Genomic DNA, 23,960 nt, shown 5'->3' with positions numbered 1-23,960 from the left:
AAGAGGCAAAGACTCTCTTTTAGAGCGCTACATTCATGGAATGAAATTCAAATCAGAAATAAGCTAAGTTGAGGTATTAATCATTTTTATCTTCTAAACTAGCTTTCTCACGCTCATTAGCAATTTTATTTGAAAGCTCATTAGCAAGTTCAGCTAATTCTTCGCCACTAATATAATCTCTTTCTTGTGGTGGATAACTGGTAGCTGTTTTGAAATCTTTAATCAGTTCATTTGAAATAGAGCCTGCGTATTTATCTTTGGCACCACTTAAGCGCTCAATGGTGGATAGATAATTACGGGTATTATTAATATCTAGCAGAGGCTGAGAAAACTGCTCAACATCTTTAACTAAAACAGGTAATGAACCTGGTTGCTGGCGTAATTGATTAAAGATAGTCAATACACCTTCTTCTTCTTCCTCCACAATATCCTCAAGTGGAGGTAATTCATTTTGTCCGTGATAAGCCAGCAAAGCAGCTACACCACGTTCTATTGGCTCTGAAATGGTAGATTCACGTAACGCTTGTGTTATAAGAGTAATTTCCTCATTTTCCATCTCTTTGTTAATACTTAAATCGCCACTGTCTAATATCCGTTGAAATCCTGAGAGTTGCTTTTGTAATTTTGCTAAATAGTCATCAGCTGGTGGTTCAACCTTTAGAAATTGATTTAATTTTAATTGCTTAACGGGTTTAGGATTGGCATAAAACATACGTGCACGCACAATTTTTGATTTAAAGAAGATATGTGCTTCACCTTCAGTTTGTTCTTTTAAGTCTAATAAATCGATACGAGCACGTTTTTCAAATGAAGAACTCTTTGTATCCATATAAGTATTGGCAATACTACTATCTTTGGTTTGAAAAGAGTCTACCTTAGTGACATACGCTTCACCCGCCGTTTTAGTAAAGAAATCCCAAGTCTCAGTGGGATCTTCAAGTTTCATACAAATTTTAATATTGGTATTAGCACCAATTGAGGCTGCTTCCTCTTTAGAAGCCTTCTGGAAGGCAGGTAAATCTTGCCCGGCAAAAATAGCGGAGAAACCTAATGAACGAGCTTGTGCTGGCACAACAGCGAAACCTTGTACTGCATAATAACCATACTCGTCCAAGATACACATATAAGGTGTAGGCGCATTCGTTGCTTTGCGCTCAATAACGTCACGATAGTCCCCTTCTACTTCTTCTCCTAAGCCTGCAGCCATCATTGCTTTTAAAGAAGATACGATAACTTTTCCTAAGTTTGCTAATTCATCAGGGGATTTTTCTAAAGCAGGCAATAACACAACTAAAATTCGGCGATTTAAAACGACATCTTTAAAATCTACTTCAGCTAGATTTGTCCTAATAATATGACCATAGGTATCTGCTAGAGATGAAAATGTTCGCGTTAACTGCATGGTAATAAAACCATGCTGTTCTAGTACTTGCGATACTTGCTTACCTTTCTTTTCTTTATTATAACCAGGCAAGTTAAAGACATAGTTTCGCAGAGGATCAGTTACAAGTTTTGGAATAGATTCAATATTAATACTTTCTTGTTCATCACGAGGAAATACTTTATCAATTACAATAGCTTCTAGCCGGTTTAAATCAAAATAATTTCGAATCGTATTAGCATCAAGTAAAATTGCGCCTTCATCACGCATATAAACTAATAGCTTCATTAAGGCCTCGACGAAGCTGATAGCTCGCCCTTTCCACATATCGCCATCAGATGATTGATTAGATGAGCCCATTAAGCTTACAACTAGCTGCGTTAACATACTAGATGAACCTTGGCAGAATGGATTAAGTGTATTAGAAAGACGTTTTTCTTGCGGCCCAATGATATCTCTAGCGCCGGTCATAAAGTTAATTAGCAGCAGGTCATCTTCACGCCCCATGCTACGTACCATAGAAAAAACTTTTGCATACAAAGAGTTATCACCCTTCCCATCAACGTAAATAAATCCACTTGCTTGTACTAAAGCATTAAAAGCCAGTGAAACTAATGCTTCTGTTTTACCACTACCAGTTGAGCCAAAAATTAAAGCGTGGGTTCGCATATCTTCATTAGCGAACCATAACTCTTCATTTGTTTTTCTATCATTCCCAAAATAGGTAATTCCTCGCGCAATATTAGGTGTCTTAATACCTGGCTTTAAATCATTATAATCTTTTACTTGCGCGATTTTAGGTAATCTAAAAGGAAGCATTTGTTTTCGGGTATAGCTATAAAGAAAACAAAGAAAACCCAGCACTAATACTACAGTAGCAAGTGCAGTCATATAATAAGCTACACCTGCCATTGTCACTAATACAATCGAGGCATTAGTGGGATCTGAAAAAAAATCAGCAACGCGTTGCCCTATTGTACGCGTGTCTCTTAAGAGCAGCGTTGGGTCAATTTCATGTCTCGAATCAATACCACGCATCATGGCTTTAACTCCTGCAACTCACGAGGAGATAGCTTCACTTCTTTTACCGCTATCTCTAAGGCTTTAATAGCTTCATCAATCATAGGAACCAACGAACGCCTACCTAATGCTTTCTCAGCTACCCAGTGAGCAAAAGGCCCTGCTACTTCAGCAAATGGCGTTTGTCTACCAACACTATTAAGCATATACCATAATCGCCGATCTAGGGGCTTTAACCATAAAAATTCTGCACTAGGCACAACACCATCCTTACGAGCATTCTCTAATAAAGATGCCATAACAGTCAGCATATAAGCGTGCTTACTTACTATCTCTTGAACAATTTCTGTATTTTCGTATTTTTTTAAAATGGGTCGTGCGACAGCAAAGTCAGGCTTACCTTGAGCAAATGTTTTATCTATACGCTCTAAAATCATATTTGCAGCGCCGCGATCGCGATTAATGCGAGCCATAAACACAGCTGCTAAGGTATAAGCTTGGGGTGAACAACGCTCAAAACTTTCCCAATAAGGGCCAAGCTGTAAAGTAAAAACACGCTTAGCATCGCCGCGGCGAATACCTGCTGTAAACTCCATACCTGGAACAGGGTTATCTAACAAAGCATCGTCTTTTCTTAACAAATTGTACTTACGCGCAAACTCCATGGGTGTTAAAGCCATCGCCCAACGACCTTTATTAACATCCTCACTAACAATATCTTCTTTAACAATAGGCATAATGGCCGGCCAATTAAATTGCTCTTGTGCCCGCAGCGTTTTCATATCGTGTGCTTTACGAAATTTTAAAGTCACATTTGATTTATAAAGATAAATTGCCAATCCCGCTAAGATAGCAACAACAGGATAACGAATATAATCCCCAACACTTGCAGTTAAATCAGAGAACTGCTCCCAATTAACCGACGCGGGATTAAGGGTTTGCATTAAATAAACATCGTTAGCAAGCTTAGGGTTATCGATAAATAAATTAACAAACTTAGCTTCTAACAAATTAATATGAAAGAAAAATGCTACTATATATTGATGAGCGGCGTACCAAATAGCATATAAAACCACAAAGACCAGTATTGTTATCCATACTGGCGCCATGGAATTATCGCCTCCGCCACCACCAGCTTGCTGTGGTTGTTGTGCCATCGGCTATTTAAATCCAGTTATTTTATTCAAGTATATACCTTTCATTATAACTTTATTAGCTAAAATTGGGGAAATTTTTCCCATTTTTAACTATAAATTATCTTTTAATTAGGCGATTAGGCGAGAAATAACTTTTACAGCTTTAAATGCCATAACTTTTTAATTAGGTAACTGAACCATTTCTCAGTCATTTAAGCAAATAACTTTAGATTAACAGCTTACTACTAGTTAATACCAAAGGCTTAGCGTTCTAAGTTAGCCATAATGAGGCGCCCTCTTTGATAACGATATGTACCAGAAAGGTGAACAAAATAATCGATATTGTTAAGGTCTAAAGAGCGATCTCTTAAAGTCAATAGCTGTTTACCAAATCGGTCTCGAGGCATTTTATCTGGCGGTAAATTTAATATGCTGTTTTTATCCACAAAAATAGCAATATATCCCTCATTTAATTTATTTTCTTTTGATTTAATTAAATTCTTAACATCTTCTTCATTGGCATAAATAGGCCGAGAAATCATCTGTCTTGGAAGGTTAAGTATGATACGCTCCCAAGCTTGTATATTGCTACCATCAGTGGTGTATAAGGAGATAAAAACTTCTTGCTGGTTAGGACTAGGTGCTCTGCCAAGTATATTCTGTTTTTTCGTTTCCTCAATTCTACTTACTTCTTCTAATAGTTCGCTACGAAAGTTTTCTAATGTTTTTCCAATAACTTTTAAAAGATTAGTAGCTTCCCATGGACCTTGGCTAATGGCGTCATCTAAAATCTTTAGAATTGCTTTTACTTGATCATCAGTTAAATGATTTTTACTCATAGCCAAGAATTCTTAAATAGTTTAGGGTAAAAGATCTTAAAATAGCATAACAGTATTCAACAAAGAAGGTTGAATACTGAAATAGGTTCATATCAGCGTGAGTATGAGGGACCTGAATGCTCAACTTCTTGTTTTTGATCAGTTTGTTGAACTGCATCCACAACTTTATGTTGAGCTTCCTTAACTGTAGGATTAAGACCAGCAATAACCTGATGCAGAAATTGATAACCCAGCTCATTATTTGGAGTATTCTGATCCGGCCGCGATTTAACCTTTTCTAAAGCAGATACTTGCGACGTTAATACTGGTGAATATTTTTCTATAATTTGCCCCACCCTATGGTTACCAATACTCACACTAGAGCTTCTATTTCCAGTAGATGGTTCAGCTTGTTTAAAAAATTCAAATCTACTCTTAGTCATTGTTCTTCCAAATCATTTGTTACTAACACTAGCTTACCAGAATTTTCATTAAGAGAAACTTAAAAAACTAAAAATTTCACTTTTTTTACAATTAACTTTTAAATCTATCTCTAAGTTAAAATTTCCTGCAAATCATAGCGTTTAATGTTAACTAATTGTACATTATATTTAATGTATGGTCAATAATTAATCATACATTAGTTCATCTAAAGGTGTATAATCTCGACTAGGCCCGCCTTGAATTAATTCATTTAGCACATCTGTCATACATAAAAGACGTAATGAATTTGGGGTAACCTCATCAAAGACCACCCGCGTACCCAATAAGGCGTTTTCTGCTTCATCAAAAGTAGCGCCCAAACCATAACCGAGACAAAGAGAGCATAACTGATCAGCACGACGAGCAATAGCAGGCAGTAAGCCTGTGTCTGAAAACACCTCATCAAAACTCATAAATCTGTCATTTAAATAAAATTTAGCATTCATTGAGGCTGCAATGAGTGCCAGACTTTTCTTAATATCTATATCATTACTCATAGTTATCGCCACCAGGGTTGAGATGATTTAACTCGCCCAGCAAGAAAGCTTCTTAACCATCTTAGAAAAACAGGTACAGTAAAGCCATAGTGCTCAATAACACCGAAAAAAATTGCAGATATAATAACTAAGAAACCTGTCCAAAATCGGATATGCATTAAAAATAAAAAGATAGGAAATGCTGCTCGTGCGTCTACAATAAAAAAACGAGCACTTCTTGCCGAGTCACGCCAATGGGTTGTCTCAGAAAAACCAGCCATATATGCTCCGTCTAACGACCTACTTCAGACTTAAATAAAATAACAAATGTTATTTTATATGTCGAATACTTGTTAGAATTAAGTATATAAAATTTTATGAGATTTATCTAAGAAAGAATTTAATTAAGCTTGAGTTAAATGATTAACTAAATGGAGTAAGATTAGGGTCGCCTTTACGTGGGTCAAAAGACCGTCCAATACCTTCAACAATCTTAGCCATGTCTTGAGAAGATGAAACATGAGGCGTGCTTTGTTTAATGTTATTTCCAGCTAAAGGTTGTTGATTAACATCAACCTCAGCAATAACATTATCTTTATTTAAAGCTGCTAATATTTTAGCTGTGTTAGCCATAAAGCACCTCTCATTAAGTCTTAAAGGTATATTAACAAATCTAGATTAAGGTTTTATTAACTACATTTAAGCTATAGCATTTTTTTTTACATTTTACAAAACTATTTTTTTTTACAAATTAGAAAAATAATTTCCAACTAACTTTATCATTTTTTTAGCAGTACTCTAAGTCATTATTATTATGAAAATTTATCTAAAATTAGAGGGCCAAACGATAGCCTTTAAATTAAAAATAAATCCTAACAATTTGCATCAGTCTAACTTACTTTATCAGTTCAGCTAATTCCTCTAATAAAGGATGTTTTTCAGGATAATTAAACTCATCTAGCGCTTTCACGGGCCGAATGGTATGTAATGTATTACAAATAAATACAGCCTCAGCCTGCGCTAGCATAGACATGCTAACGCTAGTCTCAACATAAGGTTTATTTAATTTCTGACACATTGCTAAAATACGGCTGCGAGTAATACCAGGCAAGATATTATAAGACAGTGATGGCGTAATTAATTGATTATTAATAATTAAGAATAAGTTAGCAATTGTTGTTTCAAGAGCAAATTGGTCTAAATTAAAGAACAAGGCATCATCTGCTCCTTTCTCTTTGGCATACCGATAAGCCATAATCGCTTCAAGGTAATTAATTGACTTAATTTTATAAATAGGATTATTACTATCGCGCAGCCATGGTGCTTTGGTAAGAATTGCAGGAGAATGATTTTGTTGATACTTAAAAGCCTCTAAAAATAGATAAGGTGTTTTACCTTTAGCATTTAATCCTCTTTCGGCACTACCCCCACTTAAAATAACTTTAATTCCACCATTATTAAGCTCAATAGATTTAATATACAACGAAAGCTTATCGAGCCACTCTGCCAAAGAAAGATTAAATGGTATCTCTAAAAAATTGGCAGATTGACTGAGCCTTTGCCAATGAAGATCAGCATAACAAGGCTCTCCGCCTACAACTTTTATTGTTTCAAAAAGCCCTTCGCCTAATAAAAGACGATCGTGACTTACAAAATTTATATGATTACTTTGCCTACTAAAGACAACCTGTAAAGACATTATTAATAATCTACAAAATCATTTAGCTCATCACGAAGGCGCTTTTCCTCTAAAGCCTGTTCAAGCCGACGACGCGCATCTAAAACAGTACTTTCAGATAGTTCAGCAGAATCAACAGGCACTGCATCATCTGGACTAAATACGTCTTCTAGTAAATCCTCATCGTCATCAAATAAATCACTCATTGCTATCTCTCATCAGTTAATTTAATAACTTTAAAGTTAAACCAATATTGGCCAGGCACGTCTTTGAGTATTTATCTTGCTTAAAAAATAAGCTAGCTTAATAATTTAAATATTAAAACATACCTGCACAATAAAATTGCCATGTAAGCTTAATTTTCTAGCATTTTTAGTAGTTAATTTATTAGATTACTAAATATTTTGCTAGAACGGCTATATACAATATTTTTCTTAGTCTGACTAGATAGTTAAATAAAAAAAAGTAATCACAAGTCCCTTGAATAAACTAATCTACCCAAGTCATAATTAACAATATAAGTTATTATCTTTAAATTTATGACTGATCGCTTTAAAAAAATTTTACGTAATACTAATCGAGATATCAGAGAAAATTTGCCGCTCTCTTATCAAAAAGAAGCTTCTGCAAAAGTATGTGCACGTATTCGCCAGCTTAAGAAGTATCGCTATGCAAAGCATCTTGCTCTTTATAATGCTTCTAATGGTGAAATAAGCCTTAAAGAAATATGGCAATCAGCCTCTATGCAAGGTAAATTTTGTTACTTTCCTGCTATCACCCAAGAAAAAACACTTTTATTCTTACACACAACTCCAGCTACACCTTTTAAAGAAAATCGATTTGGGATTCTTGAACCGGATATCGAATCTTCTCGAGCAATTACACCTAAGGAATTAAATTTAATTTTTCTTCCTTTAGTCGCTTTTGATGAGTATGGCACGCGTTTAGGTAGAGGTGCAGGTTATTACGATCGTACCCTTGCTAAAGAGAATCATCCTTTACTTATTGGTATTGCTTATGATTTTCAATATCAGCCTTTTATTACTTCTCAAGAGTGGGATATCCCTTTAACCGCAGTGATTACACCAAATAATGTGTACTGGTGGGGTGAGCAATGACTAATTATTGGCTAATGAAGTCTGAACCTAATTGTTTTAGTATTGATAATCTTTATAACGCACCTAATAAAACAGCCCATTGGGATGGCGTGCGCAATTATCAAGCGCGTAATTTCATGCGAGATCAAATGTCTATTGGTGATTTAGTATTTTTTTACCACTCTAACTGTGACACACCTGGCATCGTTGGTATTGCAGAAATTAATAGTCAAGCCTATCCTGATCACACTGCTTTTGATCCCTTAAGTGAGCACTTTGATTCTAAAAGTAGTCTAGAAAATCCGCGTTGGTTTATGGTAGATGTAACATTTAAAGAAAAATTTAAAGAAATGATTGAATTAAAACAATTAAAACAACATCCTGAACTTAAGGATATGCTATTACTACGTAAAGGTAATCGTTTATCAATTATGCCTGTTAGCAAGACAGAATGGTTTTTTATTAATTCGCGGTTACGTTAGCTTAACTATGACTAACCTAAAGCATCTTCTCCTACTTCACCTGTACGTACACGTACAACTTGTAGCAAGTCGTATACAAAAATCTTACCGTCACCTATTTTGCCTGTATAAGCTGCTTTACAAATAGCATCAATAGCAGGTTCAACCATATTGTCAGGTAAAGCAAGTTCAATTTTTATTTTAGGTAGAAAATCGACAACATACTCAGCGCCCCGATAAAGCTCGGTATGCCCTCGCTGACGTCCAAAACCTCGTGTTTCAGAAATAGTAATCCCTGGTATACCTATCTCCATTAATGCTTCATGAACGTCATCAAGCTTAAAAGGTTTAATAATTGCAGTAAGCATTTTCATATAATTTTCCTAATCCAATTAATTGGCAATGCATTTAGACTGGTATTTAACCACAATTTTTGGATTATAGAAAAATTAAGAGAAAGACAACAGACTTCTAAAAAACTACACTAAAGCGCTTGCCTAACTTGTAGATTTTACTTTAGTGCAAAGGAAGGGCAGCGTTCACAGAGAGTAGGAGCACCGCAGAAACGTTTGCAACGCAGCAATAAAGGAAAAGATGCAGATTATGCAAGAGTTCTACTATCTTTATCATTAATTAATGAAGTAGAATTGCCACTAGTGAGTGCTTAGTATATTTTGTAAAATTAATATAAATTGCCTAACCTTAAGGATTTTCATGCTGGATTCTAAATTGTTTGACGACTTAACCAGAAAACTTTTTGCTACCTTACCTGTAAGTTTGCAAAATTTAGAAAAAGAAACACGGCAAAAGTTTAAAGAAGTTTTACAATCAACATTCTCTCGTTTGGACTTAGTAACACGGGAAGAATTTGACATTCAACTTAAAGTACTAGCAAGAACTCGCGAAAAGCTTGAAAACCTACAAACTCAAGTTAATGAATTAATAGAGAAAAAAAATAATGATGTAACCAATAAAACTGATTAAAAAATAATCGTCCGTCCAACTTCATTTAAGGAAATTAATGAATCTTGCATTTAGCAAAACGCGCAGTGCGTTAGGCATAGACGCGCGCTCAGTGTCTGTAGAAGTTCACTTATCTAATGGCTTACCCAATTTTACTATCGTTGGTCTTGCTCAAACTGCTGTTAAGGAAAGTAAAGACAGGGTACGTAGTGCAATTATTAATAGTAACTTTGAATTTCCCTGTCGTAAAATTACCGTTAATTTAGCGCCAGCTGATTTACCGAAAGCAGGAAGTGGCTTTGACTTACCTATCGCTATAGGTATTCTTGCTGCATCTAAACAAATCTCTAATAATAAATTAATTAATTATGAATTTATTGGTGAATTAGCATTAAGCGGTGAAATAAAGGCTGTGCATAGTATTATTCCAATCGCTCTTGCCGCTATGCGCGAGGAAAAAACGCTCATTATTCCTGAAGCAAATGCTAAAGAAGCTGCTATTACAGGTTATCCTAATGTTTATACAGCAACTAGTCTACATGAGGTTTGTAGCCATTTATGTCAAGATACTGCTTTAAAAGCCTTACCCGAACGTTTAACAAACTTTTACAATGAAGCAATTGATTGGTCAGATGTAAAAGGTCAGCAACATGCTAAAAAAGCAATGATTATAGCAGCCGCAGGCGGCCATAGTATTTTGTTAAGCGGCCCTCCCGGAAGCGGTAAGACTATGCTTGCCAAACGTTTTAAAACACTTCTACCATTGCTATCTGAATTACAAGCCTTAGAGTGTGCTGCTATCTACTCAATTCAGGGCCGATCAATTAATCCTCAAACATGGTGCATACCTCCTTTTCGTGCACCGCATCATACAGCCTCAGCAGTATCGCTAGTAGGTGGTGGCAACCCACCTAAGCCCGGTGAAATTTCTTTAGCTCATCACGGTGTTTTATTTCTTGATGAATTACCAGAATTTAGCAAGCATGTATTAGAGACTTTACGTGAACCTTTGGAGTCTGGGAATATTTGTATCTCCCGAGCAGCCATTCAAACTGAGTTTCCAGCGCAATTTCAGCTTATAGCGGCAATGAATCCTTGTCCATGTGGTCACTGGGGTAATCCTCAAGCAAGTTGTCGTTGCACACCTGATCGGATCAGCCGTTATTTATCAAAATTATCAGGCCCTCTACTTGATAGAATTGATATGCATATTCAAGTACAAGCGCTACGCCCAGAAGAACTGATTAAGGAACATACAGATGAACAAAATAAAAGTTATAAAGTAAGAGAGATTATAGAAAGTACACGTAGTTTGCAGATAAAGCGTCAAGGTGTAATTAACAGTAATTTGAATGTTCAAGATTGTGAACGCCTATGCAATCTGACTATAGAAAAAAAAGAATTTTTACAACAAGCTCTTTTAAAATTAAAATTATCGGGTCGCGCTTATCATCGCTTACTAAAAGTAGCCAGGACAGTCGCTGATTTAGAAGAGCAAGAGGATGTAAGTTTAAATGCTTTAAAGCAGGCTTTATCTTTTAGACACTTACTGCAAGCACCTTCTATTTAATAATATTTGTTGTTGGGCCGAGTGGTCCAACCTACAACATACAATTAGATATCGTCTAGAGAAGCATGATAGGAATTAATGTGGGTTGGGTCTTGGTCCAACAATAGATAATACAACTAGACATTAGATGCCCGCCTACGCAGATAGAATGATCAACATATCTTAAACTTACTACTCATACTGAGCTAATAAGCTCTCAATAATAGCCATACGCATAAAGACGCCATTTGTAACTTGTTGCAAAATAAATGACTGTGGGCCATCAGCTACATCGCTATCAATTTCAACACCGCGATTAAGTGGGCCTGGATGCATAATCATTACATCTCTTTTGGCATGCTGTAACGCATCAGAGGTTATAGCGTAATTAGCTCGATAGGCATCTAAATTGATAACTTCGCTAGCTGATAAGCGCTCATTTTGAATGCGCAAGCAGATAATCACATCTGCGTCTTTAATACCTTCTTTTAACGAATCAGTAACCTGGCCATAATAAACCTGTTGTGGTTGCCAAATAGGAGGTGCGACTAACATTAATTCTTTAATATTTATAAGAGAAAATAAGCACTGCAGTGAATTTGCTACCCGCGAATGACGTAAATCCCCAACAACTGTGATTTTAAGCTGTTGTAAGTTTGGCTTATTTTCTCTAATTGTCATTAAATCTAACATAGCTTGACTAGGGTGGGCATGCTTACCGTCACCAGCATTGATGATATGAATACCTGACCCGACCTCTGCAGCTAACTGTTGCTGTAAGCCTTCTTGCTGATGACGAATTACAAATAGTTTAATGCCCATGGCCGCTAAGGTTTGAATAGTATCTGCAATAATCTCTCCTTTGCCTTCTGAAGAAGCGGCCAATGTGAGATTAATTGGGTAGATCGACAAATGATTAGCTGCCAATTCAAAGCTTATTCGCGTACGTGTACTATTTTCATAAAATAAGTTTGCAAGCTTATGTTTAGAAAAATTAGGATAATTACCAAGCTGTTTAAAAAATAAGGCGCGCTGTAATAAATTTTCAATTTCACTAACTGTTAATTGGCTAATTTCTAGAAAATGGTTCATGATTCACTTTCAAACTGCTGCGAATGCAACCACTGCTGGAGAATGATACAAGCAGCTATACTATCAATTTGAGAAGATTGGATCTTACGATATCCGCCTTCTTCAAACAAGTAAGCACGCGCTTCTTTTGTCGATAATCGTTCATCTACTAGATGAACAGGTATATTAAATTGCTTTTGTAACTGCTTAGCGAATCTTTTTGCTGCCGCAGTTGTATAAAGTTCAGTACTATCAATACAAGTTGGAAGTCCCACCACAAACGCCTCAGGTTGCCACTCTTTAATTAATTTTCTTAATAGGTCCCAGTTTGGCATACCCTGTTTAGCCTGAATTATTGTCAATGGCCTAGCCGTTGCTGTTACCTTTTGCCCAACTGCCACGCCAATACGCTTAAAACCAAAGTCAAAACCAAAATAAATGCCTGCTGGCATATTAACTCCAAATACTACTAGACTTCTTAAGATTTTAATATAAAGACAAACACAAAGCGCTTTTCAATAAAATTTTATTAAGCATGGCCAATTGATGAACTAAGTTGAGACATTTTTATACCAAGCAGCGAGCCTGCATACTCCCAGCGCTGTCTATAAGGAACATCATATAAAATCTCATGTTTGTAAGGGCATACAAGCCATACGTTGTCTTGAACTTCTTGCTGTAATTGATCATCAACCCAGCCCACATAGCCTAAAGTAACAAGCGCATCTTGTGGACCTTTTCCTGCTGCGATAGCCCTAATAATATCATTTGAAGTCGTTATTGTAACATCATCTTGTAAAGATAAACTTGAGCGCCACTCTCCACTCGGTCGATGAATTACAAAGCCTCTCTCAGGTTGAATAGGTCCACCAAATAACAAAGGACGTAAACTTATTTCATTGTGTAGAGGCAAAATATTTAACTGTTCGAAAACCATACTCAGTTGATATTCCGTAGGGCGATTAATGATTAAGCCAACAGTACCCTGCGGATGATGTTCACAGATATAAATAACTGTTCTCTCGAAATTGGGATCAGTTAAAGAAGGCATAGCGATTAACAAATGGTTAGCCAATGAGGTCTCAATTGTCATAATGCGCTTCTCCGAAACCGAAGGGTTTGATTTAATTATATACTAATATAATTATAATTAATCATTTTGATTTTTTTATAAATGATAAGATAATGATTAAACTAGGTATTATGACTAAGATTTTTATTGTAACGGAAACCTTAAATAAGTTATTTATTCTTTTTAACCTACAAAAATTTATTTTGCCTTACATACAAGATAAATAATATTTTTTTACCTAAAGACTATACTTGTGTTTAAAAGATAATTATTTCATTTACAGTAAATTTTATCTATTAGGTTAAGTTAATCATTTTATTAAAGGGCTAGTTTGTGGAAACAATTGATTTAAGTAAAAGAGATATTTTTATTTTGCGAACACTCGAATATTATGAAATAGTCATCTTAGCAGTTATTCTAGGGATATTAGCTTTATTATTTATTACCTATATTTATGATCGGCTTCAAAAACCTCATACTATCTTACGCAATTTTCCTATTTTAGGTCACTTCCGTTATATCTTAGAATACTTTGGTGGTTTTTTCCGCCAATATTTCTTTGCCAGTGATCGAGAAGAGTTACCTTTTAACCGAGCTGAACGCTCTTGGGTTTATCGTGCTGCTAAAAATATTGATACCACAATCGGCTTTGGCTCTACTCGACCACTACATATACCAGGAACAGTTTATTTCGTCAGTGCCCCCTTTCCGCCGCTAGCAACCGAAGCAGCTATTAAGCCTTTAACTATAGGTCCTTATTGTAAGCATCCATATACTAGTAATCATATATTTAATATTTCTGCCATGAGTTACGGTTCTATTTCGAAGCCTGCCATCGAAGCTTTATCAAGAGGCGCTAAAAAGGCTGGCTGCTGGCTTAACACTGGTGAGGGGGGCATTTCTCCATATCACTTGGAAGGAGGATGTGATTTAGTTGTCCAGATTGGTACAGCTAAGTATGGTGTACGCGATGAAAACGGTAATTTATCAGACAGCCGATTACATGAGTTAGCATTGCATCCCAACGTTAAGATGTTTGAGGTAAAGTTAAGCCAAGGCGCAAAACCTGGTAAAGGGGGTATTTTACCAGCAGTTAAAGTGACGCCCGAAGTAGCTCATATTCGGGGTATTCCTCCCTATCAGGATTCAATTAGCCCTAATCGTCATACTGATATCGCCAACGTTGAAGAACTTTTAGATGTAATAAATCATATCCGAGAAATTACAGGTAAACCTGTAGGGTGTAAATTTGTTTTAGGTAGTTATGAATGGCTGCATGATTTGTGCTTAGCTATTCATAAACGAGGTACACAATATGCACCTGATTTCATTACGCTTGACAGCGCTGATGGCGGAACAGGTGCTTCACCACAGGGATTAATGGATTATATGGGTATTCCTATTCAGGAATCTTTACCCAAATTGGTTGATATTCTTATTTTATATAATTTACGTAAACGTATTGTCGTTATTGCAAGTGGAAAAATGATTACTCCGGCAACAGTAGCGTGGGCATTATGTGCTGGCGCAGATTTCGTTAATTCTGCTCGGGGGTTTATGTTTGCACTAGGTTGTATACAAGCAATGAAATGTCATAACAATACTTGTCCTACAGGTATTGCAACGCACAATCCTACCCTACAACGCGGAATCGTTATTAAAGATAAAGTGGAGCGCGTATTTCATTACGCGAATAATATGGCTCATGAGGTAGCTATTATTTGCCACTCCTGCGGTGTGGATGAACCAAGACAACTACAACGCCGCCATGCGCGAATTGTTCGGGAAGATGGGTTTTCAATTTCATTATCAGAAATGTTTCCTGATCAGCAGCCACTTGATCAGTATTTATAAATAGTTAATCTTTAGAAATTAATTGCAATGCTTATTTTTTTAGGTGTCCGTATAATTTTTTTATCCTTTAATTAAAAAAAAACTTTTATTTTTGAATAAATTAGAAAAATAGTATAAAAACTATTGTGAGTTACACCCTTTTTGCGTTATGTTGAATAAGCCCATATTTATGGGTATACCAATTGTCATTTAAGGACGAATGCAATTGCCAGCTGATCACTTCAGCCGACGATTGATACGCTTTAGCATAAGGAGGATTCATGGCTACGGGCGAAGTCAAGTGGTTTAACAATGCCAAAGGTTGGGGTTTCATTATACCTGAAGGCGGCGGTGAAGATATTTTCGTTCATTTTTCGGCTATACATGGCACTGGCTATAAAACATTAAATCCAGGTCAAATTGTTAGTTATGATTTAATAAAAGGTGAACGGGGTTTACATGCTGCAAATGTTGTAGTTACAGCCGAAGAAAGAGAGCAAGAGCCTGTGTAAGGCTCGGCTGTCTTTTAATCATGTAAATGCGTCAGATCTTCATCGAAGAGCTAACAAATTTAATTTATTAAATTTCTATAAAAATAATTTTGATGTATTATTTCAGCATTTTGTTTCTTAAATTATTTAGATGAAAAATGGCTTGTTGTTAATTAACTTAGGTACGCCTAAATCCCCTACTACTACTGATGTCCGTCGCTATTTAAAAGAATTTCTTGCTGACAAACGAGTAATTAAACTTAGTGCCCCTATAAGATATTTTCTCCTTTATGCTTTTATTCTCCCATTTAGACCCAAGCAATCTGCTCATGCTTATAAAGCCATTTGGACAGAAGAAGGCTCGCCTTTATTAATTAATCACCAACGTCTAGTCAATAAATTGCAAAGTAAATTAAGCAATACTCAAGTAGCATTGGCTATGCAGTATGGAGAACCATCAATAATTGCAGCACTCAAACAATTAGAAGATTGCGCTCATATTACAATATTGCCTTTATATCCTCAGTATTCTTCTGCTGCAACTGGCGCTGCTTTAGAAAAAGTCCTTACGCTTTTAGCAAAAAAACCTACGCATCCTTCTTTACAGGTAATTAGAGATTTCTATAATCATCCAAGCTTCCTGCTAGCTCAAGCTGCGCTTATTAAGCCTTATATAGAAAAATATGATCACATCTTATTTAGCTATCATGGCATCCCTGAAAGTCACTTAAAAGAATCGGGTTGCCATGCTATTTGCCAGGTATGTCCACCAATTCAGCATGCCAATCCTATCTGTTATAAAGCGCAATGTCACCAGACAACACATCAGTTAGCAAAAATACTTTCGCTACCAACCGATAAATTTAGTCTAGCATTTCAGTCTCGCTTGGGTAGAACACCTTGGATTAAACCTTATACGGACTTAGTTTTACCTAAGCTTGCTAAACAAGGAATAAAAAGGTTAGCAATTTCCTGCCCCTCATTTGTTGCAGATTGTTTAGAGACACTTGAGGAAATAGGTATTCGTGCACGGCAACAGTGGTTAGATCTTGGTGGAGAGGAACTTACATTAATTCCTTGCCTTAACGATTCTGAAGATTGGACTCAAGCAATTATTGATATTTGCCACTTGCAATAAGCGGCTCAACGACCATACTTGTCCCTTCAATTGCCACAATTTTAACTTTCGTTCCAGCGGGCAAATCTGGGCCCTTGACAAACCAGGTTGCGTCATTAATTCGTATTAAACCTCGGCCATCTTTAATAGGCTCAACTAAGGTAACTGTTTGATCTAACATGGTATGAAAAGGTTTGTTAATTAAGGAGGGTTCTTTAGCATTTCTTTTCTTAATAAAAAACCACCAAGCTATCGCAAATAAAATACACAGAATTGAAAAATAAATCAGTTGCCACTGCCAAGTTATCGCAAATAACCAGGTAAGTATACCTGTAGTTGCCGCAGCCATTCCTAAAGCAATTAGAAGGCCAGCAGCACCTAATGTCTCAGCAATGATTAAAACAAGTGCTAGAGCTAGCCAATGCCAATAAGATTGATACATAACTTATCCTTTGGGGGAATTTACCTTATTAAAAAGCTCTGTCATTCCTGCTAATGAACCAATAATAGCTGTGGCTTCAATTGGCATTAATATCATTTTACTATTCTCAGATGTGCCAATCATTTTCAAAGCTTCTACATATTTTTCCGCAATAAAATAATTAATAGCGTTCATATTGCCCGTAGCAATCGCTTCAGAAACCATACGCGTTGCAGTCGCGTCAGCCTGTGCTGTGCGCTCACGTGCTTCAGCTTCTAGATATGCCTCCTGCTTAGCTGCTTCTGCCCTTAAAATCTGGGCTTGTTTATCACCTTCAGCCCTTAAAATTTCTGCTTGACGATGACCTTCCGCAGCTAAAATTGCGGCTCTTTTATCTCGCTCTGCCTTCATTTGATTAGCCATAGCATCGACTAAATCTTGGGGCGGCCTTATGTCGCGAATTTCGATGCGAGTGACTTTTACACCCCAAGGATTTGTTGCTAAATCAACGACATGCATCAAACGGCTATTAATTTCATCTCGCTGACTTAACATAGAATCTAATTCCAAGGAACCTAAAACAGTTCTAATATTAGTCATCGTTAAATTACGAATAGCGTGCTCTAGATCATCAACTTGATAAGCAGCCTTTGCGGTATCAATAACTTGAAAAAAACAGACAGCGTCAATGGTAACCATAGCATTATCAGCGGAAATCACTTCTTGTGGAGGGATATCTAAAACTCGTTCACGCATATTAATTTTATAAGTAACCCTATCAATAAAAGGAATGATTAATCCTAGACCTGGATGTAGGGTATGGGTATAGCGCCCAAATCGCTCAACAGTCCATTCTTCAGATTGAGGAACAACTTTCACACCAGCTAATACAAAGGCAACTGCAAATATTGCTAATAAAACCAGGGTAATTAATGATTCCACTTTTTGCTCCATTAAGAAATAAATTAGGCCTAAATTCTACCTCATTTATTCTATGCCATTATTATAAGCTTATAGTCGAGTCTTAAAATTATTGCAAAACCCTTTTTTTATGCTATAGAAATTAATAATTAAAAATATTTGGAGCAAGCATGTCCAACAAACGCTTCGCCGATAGGCTAAATAGAGAATTAGATAGCATAGGCGTTCCCCTCTTAGCAAATGAACGTGTTGAGGTATTTTCTAAATTGTTAAAAGTACCCCGATTCAAAGCTGAAGCATTTTTAAATGGCGCTGCCATTCCTGACCCTAACCTATTGAATATTTTAGCTGACGAGCTAGAAGTCAATGCAGAATGGTTATTAGGAAAAAGTGATCTAAAAAAGAGGAAGGACTCTTAATTTCTTTAGATTTTTCTTATCCTTGGAATCTCTGCTTGGATGTTTTAGGTTTAGCATGCTTCTCAATATATTGAATGATTTTACCAGCAATATTAATGTTAGTCGCTTTCTCTATTCCTTCCAGACCAGGAGAAGAGTTAATTTCTAAAATTAAAGGCCCATGGTTTGAACGGATTAAATCGACGCCAGCTACCTTTAAACCCATCGTTTTTGCAGCCCCTATTGCGATAGAGCGTTCCTGCGGTGTCAGTGTTATCCTAACCGCCTTTCCCCCTTGATGTACATTTGCTCGAAAATCACCTTCCTTTGCTTGGCGTTTGACTGCGGCTACAATCTTATCACCTATAACAAAGCAACGTATATCAGTACCTCTTGATTCTTCAATAAATTCTTGTACTAGAATGTTAGCAGACATCTCTTTAAACGCATTGATTATACTTACTGCCGATTGGTGACTATCTGCTAAAATTACACCTTTTCCCTGTGTTCCTTCAAGTAATTTAATGACTAAGGGAGCGCCGCCTACCATGCGAATTAAATCCTCTGTATCATCTGGTGATTGAGCAAAGCTTGTAAGCGGTAGAGGAAGACCCTTTCTTGCCAGTAATTGTAGTGCGCGAAATTTATCCCTTGAACGAGAAATGGCAATCGATTCGTTTAAAGTATACATACCCATGGTCTCCATATGTCTCAATACAGCTGTTCCATAATACGTAATAGAAGAGCCAATTCGGGGAATAACAGCATCGTATTGGGGTAATGGCTCACCACCTCGGTAATGAACTTTAGGGCAGGAGGTCGCAACATTCATATAACAATAAAGGGGATTAATAATGTGGACTTTATGTCCTGCTTCTTCTCCAGCTTGTTTTAAGCGCTGATGAGAATATAAATGAGGGTTAGTGGCTAAAATCGCAATTTGCATAAAAGTCATTCCTAAATAATTTTATTGCGGCTACTACCACAAAACCAATTCTAATATTACGTCTTCTTAGTTTTTATAAAATAATTAGTTAGGCATAGAACAACTAAATCTATTAAACATCACTTTAATTTAAGTATAGCCTGACATAATATCCACCAAGAGGATATTAATAAAGTTATAGCAGGGAATACAATTAATTGAGCAATAAAGACAAATTATATCCTTTATTGCTCAAAAGAAAATACATTTATAATTAGATTTTACTATTTAAGCCAGTTAACTTACTAACAGCTGATAATCCTTAGCAAGTAAGGCGGCCTGATGAGGAGTAGTGAAAAATGCGCTTAACTCGCCTTTTGGATTAAATAACATAACAGCGCCACTATGCTGCATATCATAGTTTTCTGGCTCTTTTGCATTAGGCAAACTAACCTTACTGTAAGCTACGCCCATTTCATGAGTCATTCTCTTAACTATTGATTCCTCACCACGAGCACCATAGAAATGGGAATCAAAGCTAGTAACGTAACTTCTTAATTTATCTAACGTGTCTCGATTAGGGTCAATTGAAATCATAACGACTTGTGGCAGAGGTTTAATGTGTTCTTGTTCAAGAATACGATACATTTTAGCCAGCTCACTCATAGTCGTTGGACATAAATACCCACAACTGGTAAACCCAAAGAATACCATTGTCCATTTACCATGTAGACTTTTATTATTAAACGACTGATTATCTACGCCAGTGAGACTAAACTGCTGAATTTCTCTAGGTTTTTGTAACAGCGTGCCATGGAATTGTTCTGGGTCTATTTTTTTCTCTTTATAAAGTGAGTTTGACAATGTTATTCCCATTGTTAACGCTATAAAAGCAAATACGCTACCTAATACTACTCTTTTGTTCATTGGCATTTTACTCCTCTAAGCTTTACATCCATTTTTCTTAATTTAAAGTTGATATAAATTTAAATTACCTATCATTTTATTTTCTATTCAACGCTAAACTGTATAGTGATCAAGTAATAAAAAAATAAATAACATCATTAGATAGATAATAGAAAAGCGAAAGGTACGCATGGCAATAATAGGCTCCTCTTTTAAATAAAGAAAAATTGCCCAATATAGAAAACGTCCCCCTAATAAAAGTGCACCAATTAAATATAAACCGCCACTCATACCTACTATAAATGGCAACACGCTTACTGTTAGAAGTAAGATAGTGTATAACAAGATATTTAATTTGGTAAACGCTACGCCATGAGTTACTGGCAACATAGGAATAGCTGCATGTTTATACTCTTTAAGACGATAGATTGCTAGTGCCCAAAAATGAGGCGGAGTCCAGGTAAAAATAATTAACACAAGTAAGAGAGCTTGTGGATCAAGTTGATTGGTTATTGCTGTCCAGCCAAGTAAAGGAGGAGCCGCACCTGCTAATCCACCAATAACAATGTTTTGTGGCGTTGCTCGTTTAAGATACCCTGTGTAAATTCCAGCATAACCTATTAAAGTAATAAAAGTCATGACTGCGGTTAGTAAGTTAACAAAAGCAACTAGAATAAAGAGTCCGGCCGCACCTAATGCTAAAGCAAAATAACATGCTTGTTTAACGGATACTCTCCCTTGTGCAACCGGCCTTTTGCTGGTACGTTGCATTAGCGCATCAATACGTTTATCTACTAAATGATTAATAGCAGCAGCACTACCAGCACAACAGCCTACACCTAATAAAGTAGCAAACAATGTTGCTAAGGGTACCCAGCCAGGTACAGCAAGGAACATCCCTACTACTACAGTTAAGAGCATTAAAGCAACCACGCGTGGTTTGCATAATTCTAGATAATCACGCCATACAATAGGTGATAAAGTTGACTCACTAGAAGGCATTACTTAATCCTCCTTTGAGTAAAGTAGAACATAGATAATGAGGTCGCTAATAATAATGCAGCAATGCCATTATGCGCAACAGCAATACTTAAGGGCAATAAGTAAATCACATTTAAGGCGCCTAAAGTAATTTGTATAAAGATTAATAAAATAATTAGGGCTGCAAGCGCTCGCATCGCTTTATCTTTTACCTGCCATAAGATTAAAGCAGCTAAAGATATCATATAGATTGCAACGATAAGTGCGCCTAGCCTATGAATAAATTGAATTGTAATTCTTACTTCATTTTCTAATAAACCACCTTGATAATTAGCGCCGACTGGTGAAAATAAATAAAAACCTTCAGCCAAATGCAGTGGCGGCAACCACTGGCCATTACATTGTGGAAAACCTATACAGGCAATACCTGCATAATTTGCGCTTACCCAACCACCTAAAGCGATTTGGCAGAAAATTAATCCAACGCCTAAACTAATCCAAAAGTGCCATAACAGTAATTGTTGAGAAGAAGTAGGAGGATGACTTAATTGTATTCTTAAACGTAAAAGTAAAGAAAAAATTAATATCCCGCCTAACAAGTGAGCCATTACAACAATAGGTAATAACTTTAACGTAACAGTCCACATACCTAAAGCTGCTTGAAATAAAACAAGTAGCATAAGAATGATAGGTAAGAGCTTTGCTTGCGCTCTATCTTTGTATAATAATCGCAAATTATAAAATCCAATGGTAAAAATAAATAGAGCTAACAAACCTGCAGCATAGCGATGCACCATTTCTGTCCAAGCTTTATTAGATTCAATAGGCATCTCTGGATATTGTAATTGAGCTTTAGTTAATTCCTGCTTAGCACTTGGTAACACTAAATGACCATAGCAACCTGGCCAATCTGGACAGCCAAGACCTGCATTTGTTAAACGTGTATAAGCGCCTAACATAACAACCATTAATGCAAGCACTACCGCTATGGTTACAATATAGAGCTCTAATTTAGAATTATTTTTAAACATTAATTACCTTTTTCATTTGCATGCAACAACTTTTGAATATCATGAAAGATATCTTCAGGTTTTGTGGTTGGTTTATAAACTAAAACCAAGTAATTATTTGGATTAGCGATAAAGATACGCATGTGCTTATCCAGTATTTTCTGCTTATCTTGTTGCGCCTGCGAAATTAACAATAAATGAATATCTTGCTCACGTAGACGATCATTAAGCGAACTTGGAAATCGATTTTGATTATTCATCATAATTAATTCATCTACATTTAAGAGACGTCTACCTAAAGCCAAGCGAACGCGAGCTAATTTATCAATCTGAATCAAGCATTTTTTCTTACAGTCATGGGGCACCCATAAAATTAAACGCCACTTGGGTTGTTCATGAATATCCTCTAAAAGCTCAGGTGGATTTAACAATTCTCCTTTATTAATAGGTTGCCCCTGTAACCACTGTGGGTGAGTATAAAATAAATAAGCTGCGGCTCCTGGAAAAATAAAAATTAATGCAAGAATTAGCAAGGTAATATAATTATTCTTTCGTATTTTACTCATTAGTCTTCTTTAAATTTAACCCAATAAAAATCAACCAAATAACCAATGCCATAGCAAACCACTGTAACGCATAAGCTTTATGCCGTGTAGGAGGCATAGAAATAATTGCCCAATCACGGATATAGCCATCCTCTGCCAATTTATTTAGACGAATGATAAATGGATAAACAGATTTATGCAAAAGTTGGCTAATTGCTGCAGGATCTATTTGCTCTATAACAGCTAAATTAGGTCTCTTTTCTTCTAAAGTCTGGCCTAGAACCCAATTTTTGGGAGAAGGATAATAAACTTGACCTAGTAATTGCAATGACTTATGTGGAAAAGTAATTGTTGGAAGCTTGTGTCTGTCTAAATCACCTTTAATCCAGCCTCGATCAATTAAAACAATTTTACCATCAGAAAGTAGCAGTGGTGTCAGTACATCGTAGCCAAATTGATGCTGATGATGCTGATTATCTAATAACAAAGTTTGATCAAGATATTGACCTTGGACAATAATTTGTTGGTATTGCTTAGGTTTAATATTAGTTTGCCATCGAATAGGCGCTTCTGCTGATAAATGCTTCTCCGCCATTAGCATTGTCTTTTTCTCTTCAGCACGTTTTAACTGCCATAACCCTAAATAAATAAAAAATGAACTTAAGAGAACAACACCTAAAGTCATTAGCCAATTAAAGGTGAAACGACGATGAAAACAAGTTAAACTGGCCATTCTTTTTCCTAAGCGAATAAATAGACTTCTTTCGAAACTCGCTGCAAGGAGTCAAGTTGCAGGTTGCGCCAGCGCGCAGAACCGCAGTGTACATCGAGTACATGAGGATTCGAGCACTGCCGCGGCCGGCAAATTGGCCCTTGCAGTAGAGTTTCCAAAGAAATCTAATGTTAAAACCATCTAAATAAGTAATTCTCGACATCTTATTAGATAATTAACAAATAAAGCGTTGTAATAAATCGGGGAGTATAACAAATGTTCACCAAAATTTTTATTATTAGTATCATGTTTATCATTTTAGCTGCATTAGGTAGCAGTTTGATTTTCTTAGTACGCGATGAAGGAAAAACAAAGCGAACTGTTAAAGCTTTAACGTGGCGTATTGGCTTATCTCTTGCTTTATTTATTTTTCTATTTTTAGCATTCAGTTTTGGTTGGATACAACCTCACACGATCTAATTTTACTGAAATTAA

30 protein-coding genes are annotated in these 23,960 nt (G+C 36.2%); 9 read left to right on the top strand and 21 right to left on the bottom strand.

Translation table 11 applies throughout. From position 1 onward, the window contains the following. Window positions 1–76: 76 nt before the first annotated feature. The 9 genes from ACQUW5_RS03645 to ACQUW5_RS03605 form a co-directional block, all read right to left on the bottom strand. Window positions 77–2,422 (bottom strand): TraM recognition domain-containing protein, encoded by a 2,346-nt coding sequence (locus tag ACQUW5_RS03645; protein ID WP_444989853.1) that lies wholly within the window; start codon window positions 2,420–2,422, stop codon window positions 77–79. Continuing rightward, on the bottom strand, window positions 2,419–3,558 hold the full coding sequence (icmP, locus tag ACQUW5_RS03640) for a type IVB secretion system coupling complex protein DotM/IcmP (protein WP_444989852.1): 1,140 nt from the start codon (window positions 3,556–3,558) through the stop codon (window positions 2,419–2,421). Before icmP ends, ACQUW5_RS03645 begins: the two co-directional genes overlap by 4 nt. A gap of 242 nt (window positions 3,559–3,800) precedes the next feature. Next, window positions 3,801–4,376, bottom strand: a complete 576-nt coding sequence (gene icmQ, locus ACQUW5_RS03635; RefSeq protein WP_444989851.1) for a Dot/Icm secretion system protein IcmQ — start codon at window positions 4,374–4,376, stop codon at window positions 3,801–3,803. A gap of 92 nt (window positions 4,377–4,468) precedes the next feature. Then, on the bottom strand, window positions 4,469–4,798 hold the full coding sequence (locus ACQUW5_RS03630) for a hypothetical protein (protein WP_444989850.1): 330 nt from the start codon (window positions 4,796–4,798) through the stop codon (window positions 4,469–4,471). A 186-nt stretch (window positions 4,799–4,984) separates the two neighbouring features. Continuing rightward, window positions 4,985–5,335, bottom strand: coding sequence for a type IV secretion IcmS family protein (locus ACQUW5_RS03625; RefSeq protein WP_444989849.1), 351 nt, complete (start codon window positions 5,333–5,335; stop codon window positions 4,985–4,987). A 2-nt stretch (window positions 5,336–5,337) separates the two neighbouring features. Then, window positions 5,338–5,595 carry an IcmT/TraK family protein gene (icmT, locus tag ACQUW5_RS03620; RefSeq protein ID WP_444989848.1) on the bottom strand — a complete coding sequence of 86 codons (258 nt, stop codon included), beginning with the start codon at window positions 5,593–5,595 and terminating at the stop codon, window positions 5,338–5,340. 142 nt (window positions 5,596–5,737) lie between these two features. Further along, window positions 5,738–5,947: a hypothetical protein gene (locus tag ACQUW5_RS03615; RefSeq protein WP_444989847.1), complete on the bottom strand. Its 210-nt coding sequence runs from the start codon at window positions 5,945–5,947 to the stop codon at window positions 5,738–5,740. A 262-nt stretch (window positions 5,948–6,209) separates the two neighbouring features. Next, window positions 6,210–7,013: an aminotransferase class IV gene (locus ACQUW5_RS03610; protein WP_444989846.1), complete on the bottom strand. Its 804-nt coding sequence runs from the start codon at window positions 7,011–7,013 to the stop codon at window positions 6,210–6,212. 2 nt (window positions 7,014–7,015) lie between these two features. Next, window positions 7,016–7,198 (bottom strand): PA3496 family putative envelope integrity protein, encoded by a 183-nt coding sequence (locus ACQUW5_RS03605; protein ID WP_444989845.1) that lies wholly within the window; start codon window positions 7,196–7,198, stop codon window positions 7,016–7,018. Window positions 7,199–7,531: 333 nt separating this feature from the next. Between ACQUW5_RS03605 and ACQUW5_RS03600 the strand changes: the two genes are divergently transcribed. Beyond that, the gene (locus ACQUW5_RS03600; RefSeq protein ID WP_444989844.1) at window positions 7,532–8,110 is read left to right on the top strand and encodes a 5-formyltetrahydrofolate cyclo-ligase; all 579 of its coding nucleotides are present in this window, start codon (window positions 7,532–7,534) and stop codon (window positions 8,108–8,110) included. Continuing rightward, the gene (locus tag ACQUW5_RS03595; RefSeq protein ID WP_444989843.1) at window positions 8,107–8,571 is read left to right on the top strand and encodes an EVE domain-containing protein; all 465 of its coding nucleotides are present in this window, start codon (window positions 8,107–8,109) and stop codon (window positions 8,569–8,571) included. Before ACQUW5_RS03600 ends, ACQUW5_RS03595 begins: the two co-directional genes overlap by 4 nt. A gap of 11 nt (window positions 8,572–8,582) precedes the next feature. Here ACQUW5_RS03595 and ACQUW5_RS03590 read toward each other — a convergent pair whose 3' ends face one another. Beyond that, a complete protein-coding gene (locus ACQUW5_RS03590; protein WP_444989842.1) occupies window positions 8,583–8,924 on the bottom strand; it encodes a P-II family nitrogen regulator in 342 nt (113 codons plus the stop codon). A 340-nt stretch (window positions 8,925–9,264) separates the two neighbouring features. Between ACQUW5_RS03590 and ACQUW5_RS03585 the strand changes: the two genes are divergently transcribed. Beyond that, the gene (locus tag ACQUW5_RS03585) at window positions 9,265–9,534 is read left to right on the top strand and encodes an accessory factor UbiK family protein (RefSeq protein WP_444989841.1); all 270 of its coding nucleotides are present in this window, start codon (window positions 9,265–9,267) and stop codon (window positions 9,532–9,534) included. Window positions 9,535–9,571: 37 nt separating this feature from the next. Next, complete coding sequence (locus ACQUW5_RS03580) at window positions 9,572–11,083, top strand: YifB family Mg chelatase-like AAA ATPase (RefSeq protein ID WP_444989840.1); 1,512 nt, start codon at window positions 9,572–9,574, stop codon at window positions 11,081–11,083. 171 nt (window positions 11,084–11,254) lie between these two features. On the opposite strand, the gene ACQUW5_RS03575 is transcribed toward ACQUW5_RS03580, so the two are convergent. From ACQUW5_RS03575 to ACQUW5_RS03565, 3 genes are all read right to left on the bottom strand, one after another. Next, window positions 11,255–12,154 (bottom strand): aspartate carbamoyltransferase catalytic subunit, encoded by a 900-nt coding sequence (locus ACQUW5_RS03575; RefSeq protein ID WP_444989839.1) that lies wholly within the window; start codon window positions 12,152–12,154, stop codon window positions 11,255–11,257. Next, entirely contained in the window at window positions 12,151–12,585 is a 435-nt protein-coding gene (ruvX, locus tag ACQUW5_RS03570) for a Holliday junction resolvase RuvX (RefSeq protein WP_444989838.1), read from the bottom strand. The genes ACQUW5_RS03575 and ruvX overlap by 4 nt, the downstream gene beginning before the upstream one ends. Window positions 12,586–12,662: 77 nt before the next feature. Then, window positions 12,663–13,226: a YqgE/AlgH family protein gene (locus ACQUW5_RS03565; protein WP_444989837.1), complete on the bottom strand. Its 564-nt coding sequence runs from the start codon at window positions 13,224–13,226 to the stop codon at window positions 12,663–12,665. Between the two features lie 312 nt (window positions 13,227–13,538). On the opposite strand from ACQUW5_RS03565, the gene ACQUW5_RS03560 reads away from it, so the two are divergent. The 3 genes from ACQUW5_RS03560 to hemH all read left to right on the top strand — a co-directional run bounded on the left by ACQUW5_RS03560 (window position 13,539) and on the right by hemH (window position 16,667). Continuing rightward, window positions 13,539–15,059 carry an FMN-binding glutamate synthase family protein gene (locus ACQUW5_RS03560; protein ID WP_444989836.1) on the top strand — a complete coding sequence of 507 codons (1,521 nt, stop codon included), beginning with the start codon at window positions 13,539–13,541 and terminating at the stop codon, window positions 15,057–15,059. 260 nt (window positions 15,060–15,319) lie between these two features. Continuing rightward, window positions 15,320–15,550: a cold-shock protein gene (locus tag ACQUW5_RS03555; RefSeq protein ID WP_115330318.1), complete on the top strand. Its 231-nt coding sequence runs from the start codon at window positions 15,320–15,322 to the stop codon at window positions 15,548–15,550. A 130-nt stretch (window positions 15,551–15,680) separates the two neighbouring features. Further along, entirely contained in the window at window positions 15,681–16,667 is a 987-nt protein-coding gene (gene hemH, locus ACQUW5_RS03550) for a ferrochelatase (protein ID WP_444989835.1), read from the top strand. Here hemH and ACQUW5_RS03545 read toward each other — a convergent pair. Together ACQUW5_RS03545 and ACQUW5_RS03540 are read right to left on the bottom strand one after the other, a co-directional pair. Then, on the bottom strand, window positions 16,642–17,088 hold the full coding sequence (locus ACQUW5_RS03545) for an NfeD family protein (protein WP_444989834.1): 447 nt from the start codon (window positions 17,086–17,088) through the stop codon (window positions 16,642–16,644). The two genes, hemH and ACQUW5_RS03545, sit on opposite strands and share 26 nt — an antisense overlap. A 3-nt stretch (window positions 17,089–17,091) precedes the next feature. Next, entirely contained in the window at window positions 17,092–18,009 is a 918-nt protein-coding gene (locus ACQUW5_RS03540; RefSeq protein ID WP_444989833.1) for an SPFH domain-containing protein, read from the bottom strand. 149 nt (window positions 18,010–18,158) lie between these two features. Here ACQUW5_RS03540 and ACQUW5_RS03535 point away from each other — a divergent pair, with 149 nt between their 5' ends. After that, window positions 18,159–18,407, top strand: coding sequence for a hypothetical protein (locus ACQUW5_RS03535; protein ID WP_115330314.1), 249 nt, complete (start codon window positions 18,159–18,161; stop codon window positions 18,405–18,407). Between the two features lie 16 nt (window positions 18,408–18,423). On the opposite strand, the gene rimK is transcribed toward ACQUW5_RS03535, so the two are convergent. From rimK to ACQUW5_RS03505, 6 genes are all read right to left on the bottom strand, one after another. Beyond that, window positions 18,424–19,332 carry a 30S ribosomal protein S6--L-glutamate ligase gene (gene rimK / locus ACQUW5_RS03530; protein WP_444989832.1) on the bottom strand — a complete coding sequence of 303 codons (909 nt, stop codon included), beginning with the start codon at window positions 19,330–19,332 and terminating at the stop codon, window positions 18,424–18,426. A 276-nt stretch (window positions 19,333–19,608) separates the two neighbouring features. Next, window positions 19,609–20,238, bottom strand: a complete 630-nt coding sequence (locus ACQUW5_RS03525) for an SCO family protein (RefSeq protein WP_444989831.1) — start codon at window positions 20,236–20,238, stop codon at window positions 19,609–19,611. A gap of 93 nt (window positions 20,239–20,331) precedes the next feature. Then, window positions 20,332–21,219, bottom strand: coding sequence for a heme o synthase (gene cyoE / locus ACQUW5_RS03520; protein ID WP_444989830.1), 888 nt, complete (start codon window positions 21,217–21,219; stop codon window positions 20,332–20,334). Continuing rightward, window positions 21,219–22,229, bottom strand: coding sequence for a COX15/CtaA family protein (locus ACQUW5_RS03515; RefSeq protein ID WP_444989829.1), 1,011 nt, complete (start codon window positions 22,227–22,229; stop codon window positions 21,219–21,221). The genes cyoE and ACQUW5_RS03515 overlap by 1 nt, the downstream gene beginning before the upstream one ends. Continuing rightward, window positions 22,229–22,774 carry a redox-active disulfide-containing membrane protein gene (locus tag ACQUW5_RS03510; protein WP_444989828.1) on the bottom strand — a complete coding sequence of 182 codons (546 nt, stop codon included), beginning with the start codon at window positions 22,772–22,774 and terminating at the stop codon, window positions 22,229–22,231. The genes ACQUW5_RS03515 and ACQUW5_RS03510 overlap by 1 nt, the downstream gene beginning before the upstream one ends. Further along, a complete protein-coding gene (locus tag ACQUW5_RS03505) occupies window positions 22,767–23,486 on the bottom strand; it encodes an SURF1 family protein (RefSeq protein ID WP_444989827.1) in 720 nt (239 codons plus the stop codon). The genes ACQUW5_RS03510 and ACQUW5_RS03505 overlap by 8 nt, the downstream gene beginning before the upstream one ends. 255 nt (window positions 23,487–23,741) lie before the next feature. On the opposite strand from ACQUW5_RS03505, the gene ACQUW5_RS03500 reads away from it, so the two are divergent. Continuing rightward, window positions 23,742–23,945 (top strand): twin transmembrane helix small protein, encoded by a 204-nt coding sequence (locus tag ACQUW5_RS03500; RefSeq protein ID WP_444989826.1) that lies wholly within the window; start codon window positions 23,742–23,744, stop codon window positions 23,943–23,945. Window positions 23,946–23,960 lie beyond the last annotated feature (15 nt).

It is taken from the genome of Legionella pelazae (assembly GCF_052527395.1).
Note: the sequence above shows the minus strand (reverse complement) of the source record. Positions and strands in the feature narration are given on the sequence as shown.

Bases quoted from the DNA above. Each gene is read 5' to 3' on its own strand.
- ACQUW5_RS03555 (WP_115330318.1), top strand. From the start codon at position 15,320: ATGGCTACGGGCGAAGTCAAGTGGTTTAACAATGCCAAAGGTTGGGGT.
- ACQUW5_RS03625 (WP_444989849.1), bottom strand. From the start codon at position 5,335: ATGAGTAATGATATAGATATTAAGAAAAGTCTGGCACTCATTGCAGCC.
- hemH (WP_444989835.1), top strand. From the start codon at position 15,681: ATGAAAAATGGCTTGTTGTTAATTAACTTAGGTACGCCTAAATCCCCT.
- ACQUW5_RS03515 (WP_444989829.1), bottom strand. From the start codon at position 22,229: ATGTTTAAAAATAATTCTAAATTAGAGCTCTATATTGTAACCATAGCG.
- ACQUW5_RS03605 (WP_444989845.1), bottom strand. From the start codon at position 7,198: ATGAGTGATTTATTTGATGACGATGAGGATTTACTAGAAGACGTATTT.
- icmP (WP_444989852.1), bottom strand. From the start codon at position 3,558: ATGGCACAACAACCACAGCAAGCTGGTGGTGGCGGAGGCGATAATTCC.
- ACQUW5_RS03645 (WP_444989853.1), bottom strand. From the start codon at position 2,422: ATGATGCGTGGTATTGATTCGAGACATGAAATTGACCCAACGCTGCTC.
- ACQUW5_RS03630 (WP_444989850.1), bottom strand. From the start codon at position 4,798: ATGACTAAGAGTAGATTTGAATTTTTTAAACAAGCTGAACCATCTACT.
- ACQUW5_RS03595 (WP_444989843.1), top strand. From the start codon at position 8,107: ATGACTAATTATTGGCTAATGAAGTCTGAACCTAATTGTTTTAGTATT.
- ACQUW5_RS03510 (WP_444989828.1), bottom strand. From the start codon at position 22,774: ATGAGTAAAATACGAAAGAATAATTATATTACCTTGCTAATTCTTGCA.
- ACQUW5_RS03580 (WP_444989840.1), top strand. From the start codon at position 9,572: ATGAATCTTGCATTTAGCAAAACGCGCAGTGCGTTAGGCATAGACGCG.
- ACQUW5_RS03615 (WP_444989847.1), bottom strand. From the start codon at position 5,947: ATGGCTAACACAGCTAAAATATTAGCAGCTTTAAATAAAGATAATGTT.
- ACQUW5_RS03545 (WP_444989834.1), bottom strand. From the start codon at position 17,088: ATGTATCAATCTTATTGGCATTGGCTAGCTCTAGCACTTGTTTTAATC.
- ACQUW5_RS03575 (WP_444989839.1), bottom strand. From the start codon at position 12,154: ATGAACCATTTTCTAGAAATTAGCCAATTAACAGTTAGTGAAATTGAA.
- ACQUW5_RS03585 (WP_444989841.1), top strand. From the start codon at position 9,265: ATGCTGGATTCTAAATTGTTTGACGACTTAACCAGAAAACTTTTTGCT.
- rimK (WP_444989832.1), bottom strand. From the start codon at position 19,332: ATGCAAATTGCGATTTTAGCCACTAACCCTCATTTATATTCTCATCAG.
- ACQUW5_RS03535 (WP_115330314.1), top strand. From the start codon at position 18,159: ATGTCCAACAAACGCTTCGCCGATAGGCTAAATAGAGAATTAGATAGC.
- ACQUW5_RS03610 (WP_444989846.1), bottom strand. From the start codon at position 7,013: ATGTCTTTACAGGTTGTCTTTAGTAGGCAAAGTAATCATATAAATTTT.
- ruvX (WP_444989838.1), bottom strand. From the start codon at position 12,585: ATGCCAGCAGGCATTTATTTTGGTTTTGACTTTGGTTTTAAGCGTATT.
- ACQUW5_RS03590 (WP_444989842.1), bottom strand. From the start codon at position 8,924: ATGAAAATGCTTACTGCAATTATTAAACCTTTTAAGCTTGATGACGTT.
- cyoE (WP_444989830.1), bottom strand. From the start codon at position 21,219: ATGCCTTCTAGTGAGTCAACTTTATCACCTATTGTATGGCGTGATTAT.
- ACQUW5_RS03525 (WP_444989831.1), bottom strand. From the start codon at position 20,238: ATGAACAAAAGAGTAGTATTAGGTAGCGTATTTGCTTTTATAGCGTTA.
- ACQUW5_RS03600 (WP_444989844.1), top strand. From the start codon at position 7,532: ATGACTGATCGCTTTAAAAAAATTTTACGTAATACTAATCGAGATATC.
- ACQUW5_RS03565 (WP_444989837.1), bottom strand. From the start codon at position 13,226: ATGACAATTGAGACCTCATTGGCTAACCATTTGTTAATCGCTATGCCT.
- icmQ (WP_444989851.1), bottom strand. From the start codon at position 4,376: ATGAGTAAAAATCATTTAACTGATGATCAAGTAAAAGCAATTCTAAAG.
- ACQUW5_RS03500 (WP_444989826.1), top strand. From the start codon at position 23,742: ATGTTCACCAAAATTTTTATTATTAGTATCATGTTTATCATTTTAGCT.
- icmT (WP_444989848.1), bottom strand. From the start codon at position 5,595: ATGGCTGGTTTTTCTGAGACAACCCATTGGCGTGACTCGGCAAGAAGT.
- ACQUW5_RS03505 (WP_444989827.1), bottom strand. From the start codon at position 23,486: ATGGCCAGTTTAACTTGTTTTCATCGTCGTTTCACCTTTAATTGGCTA.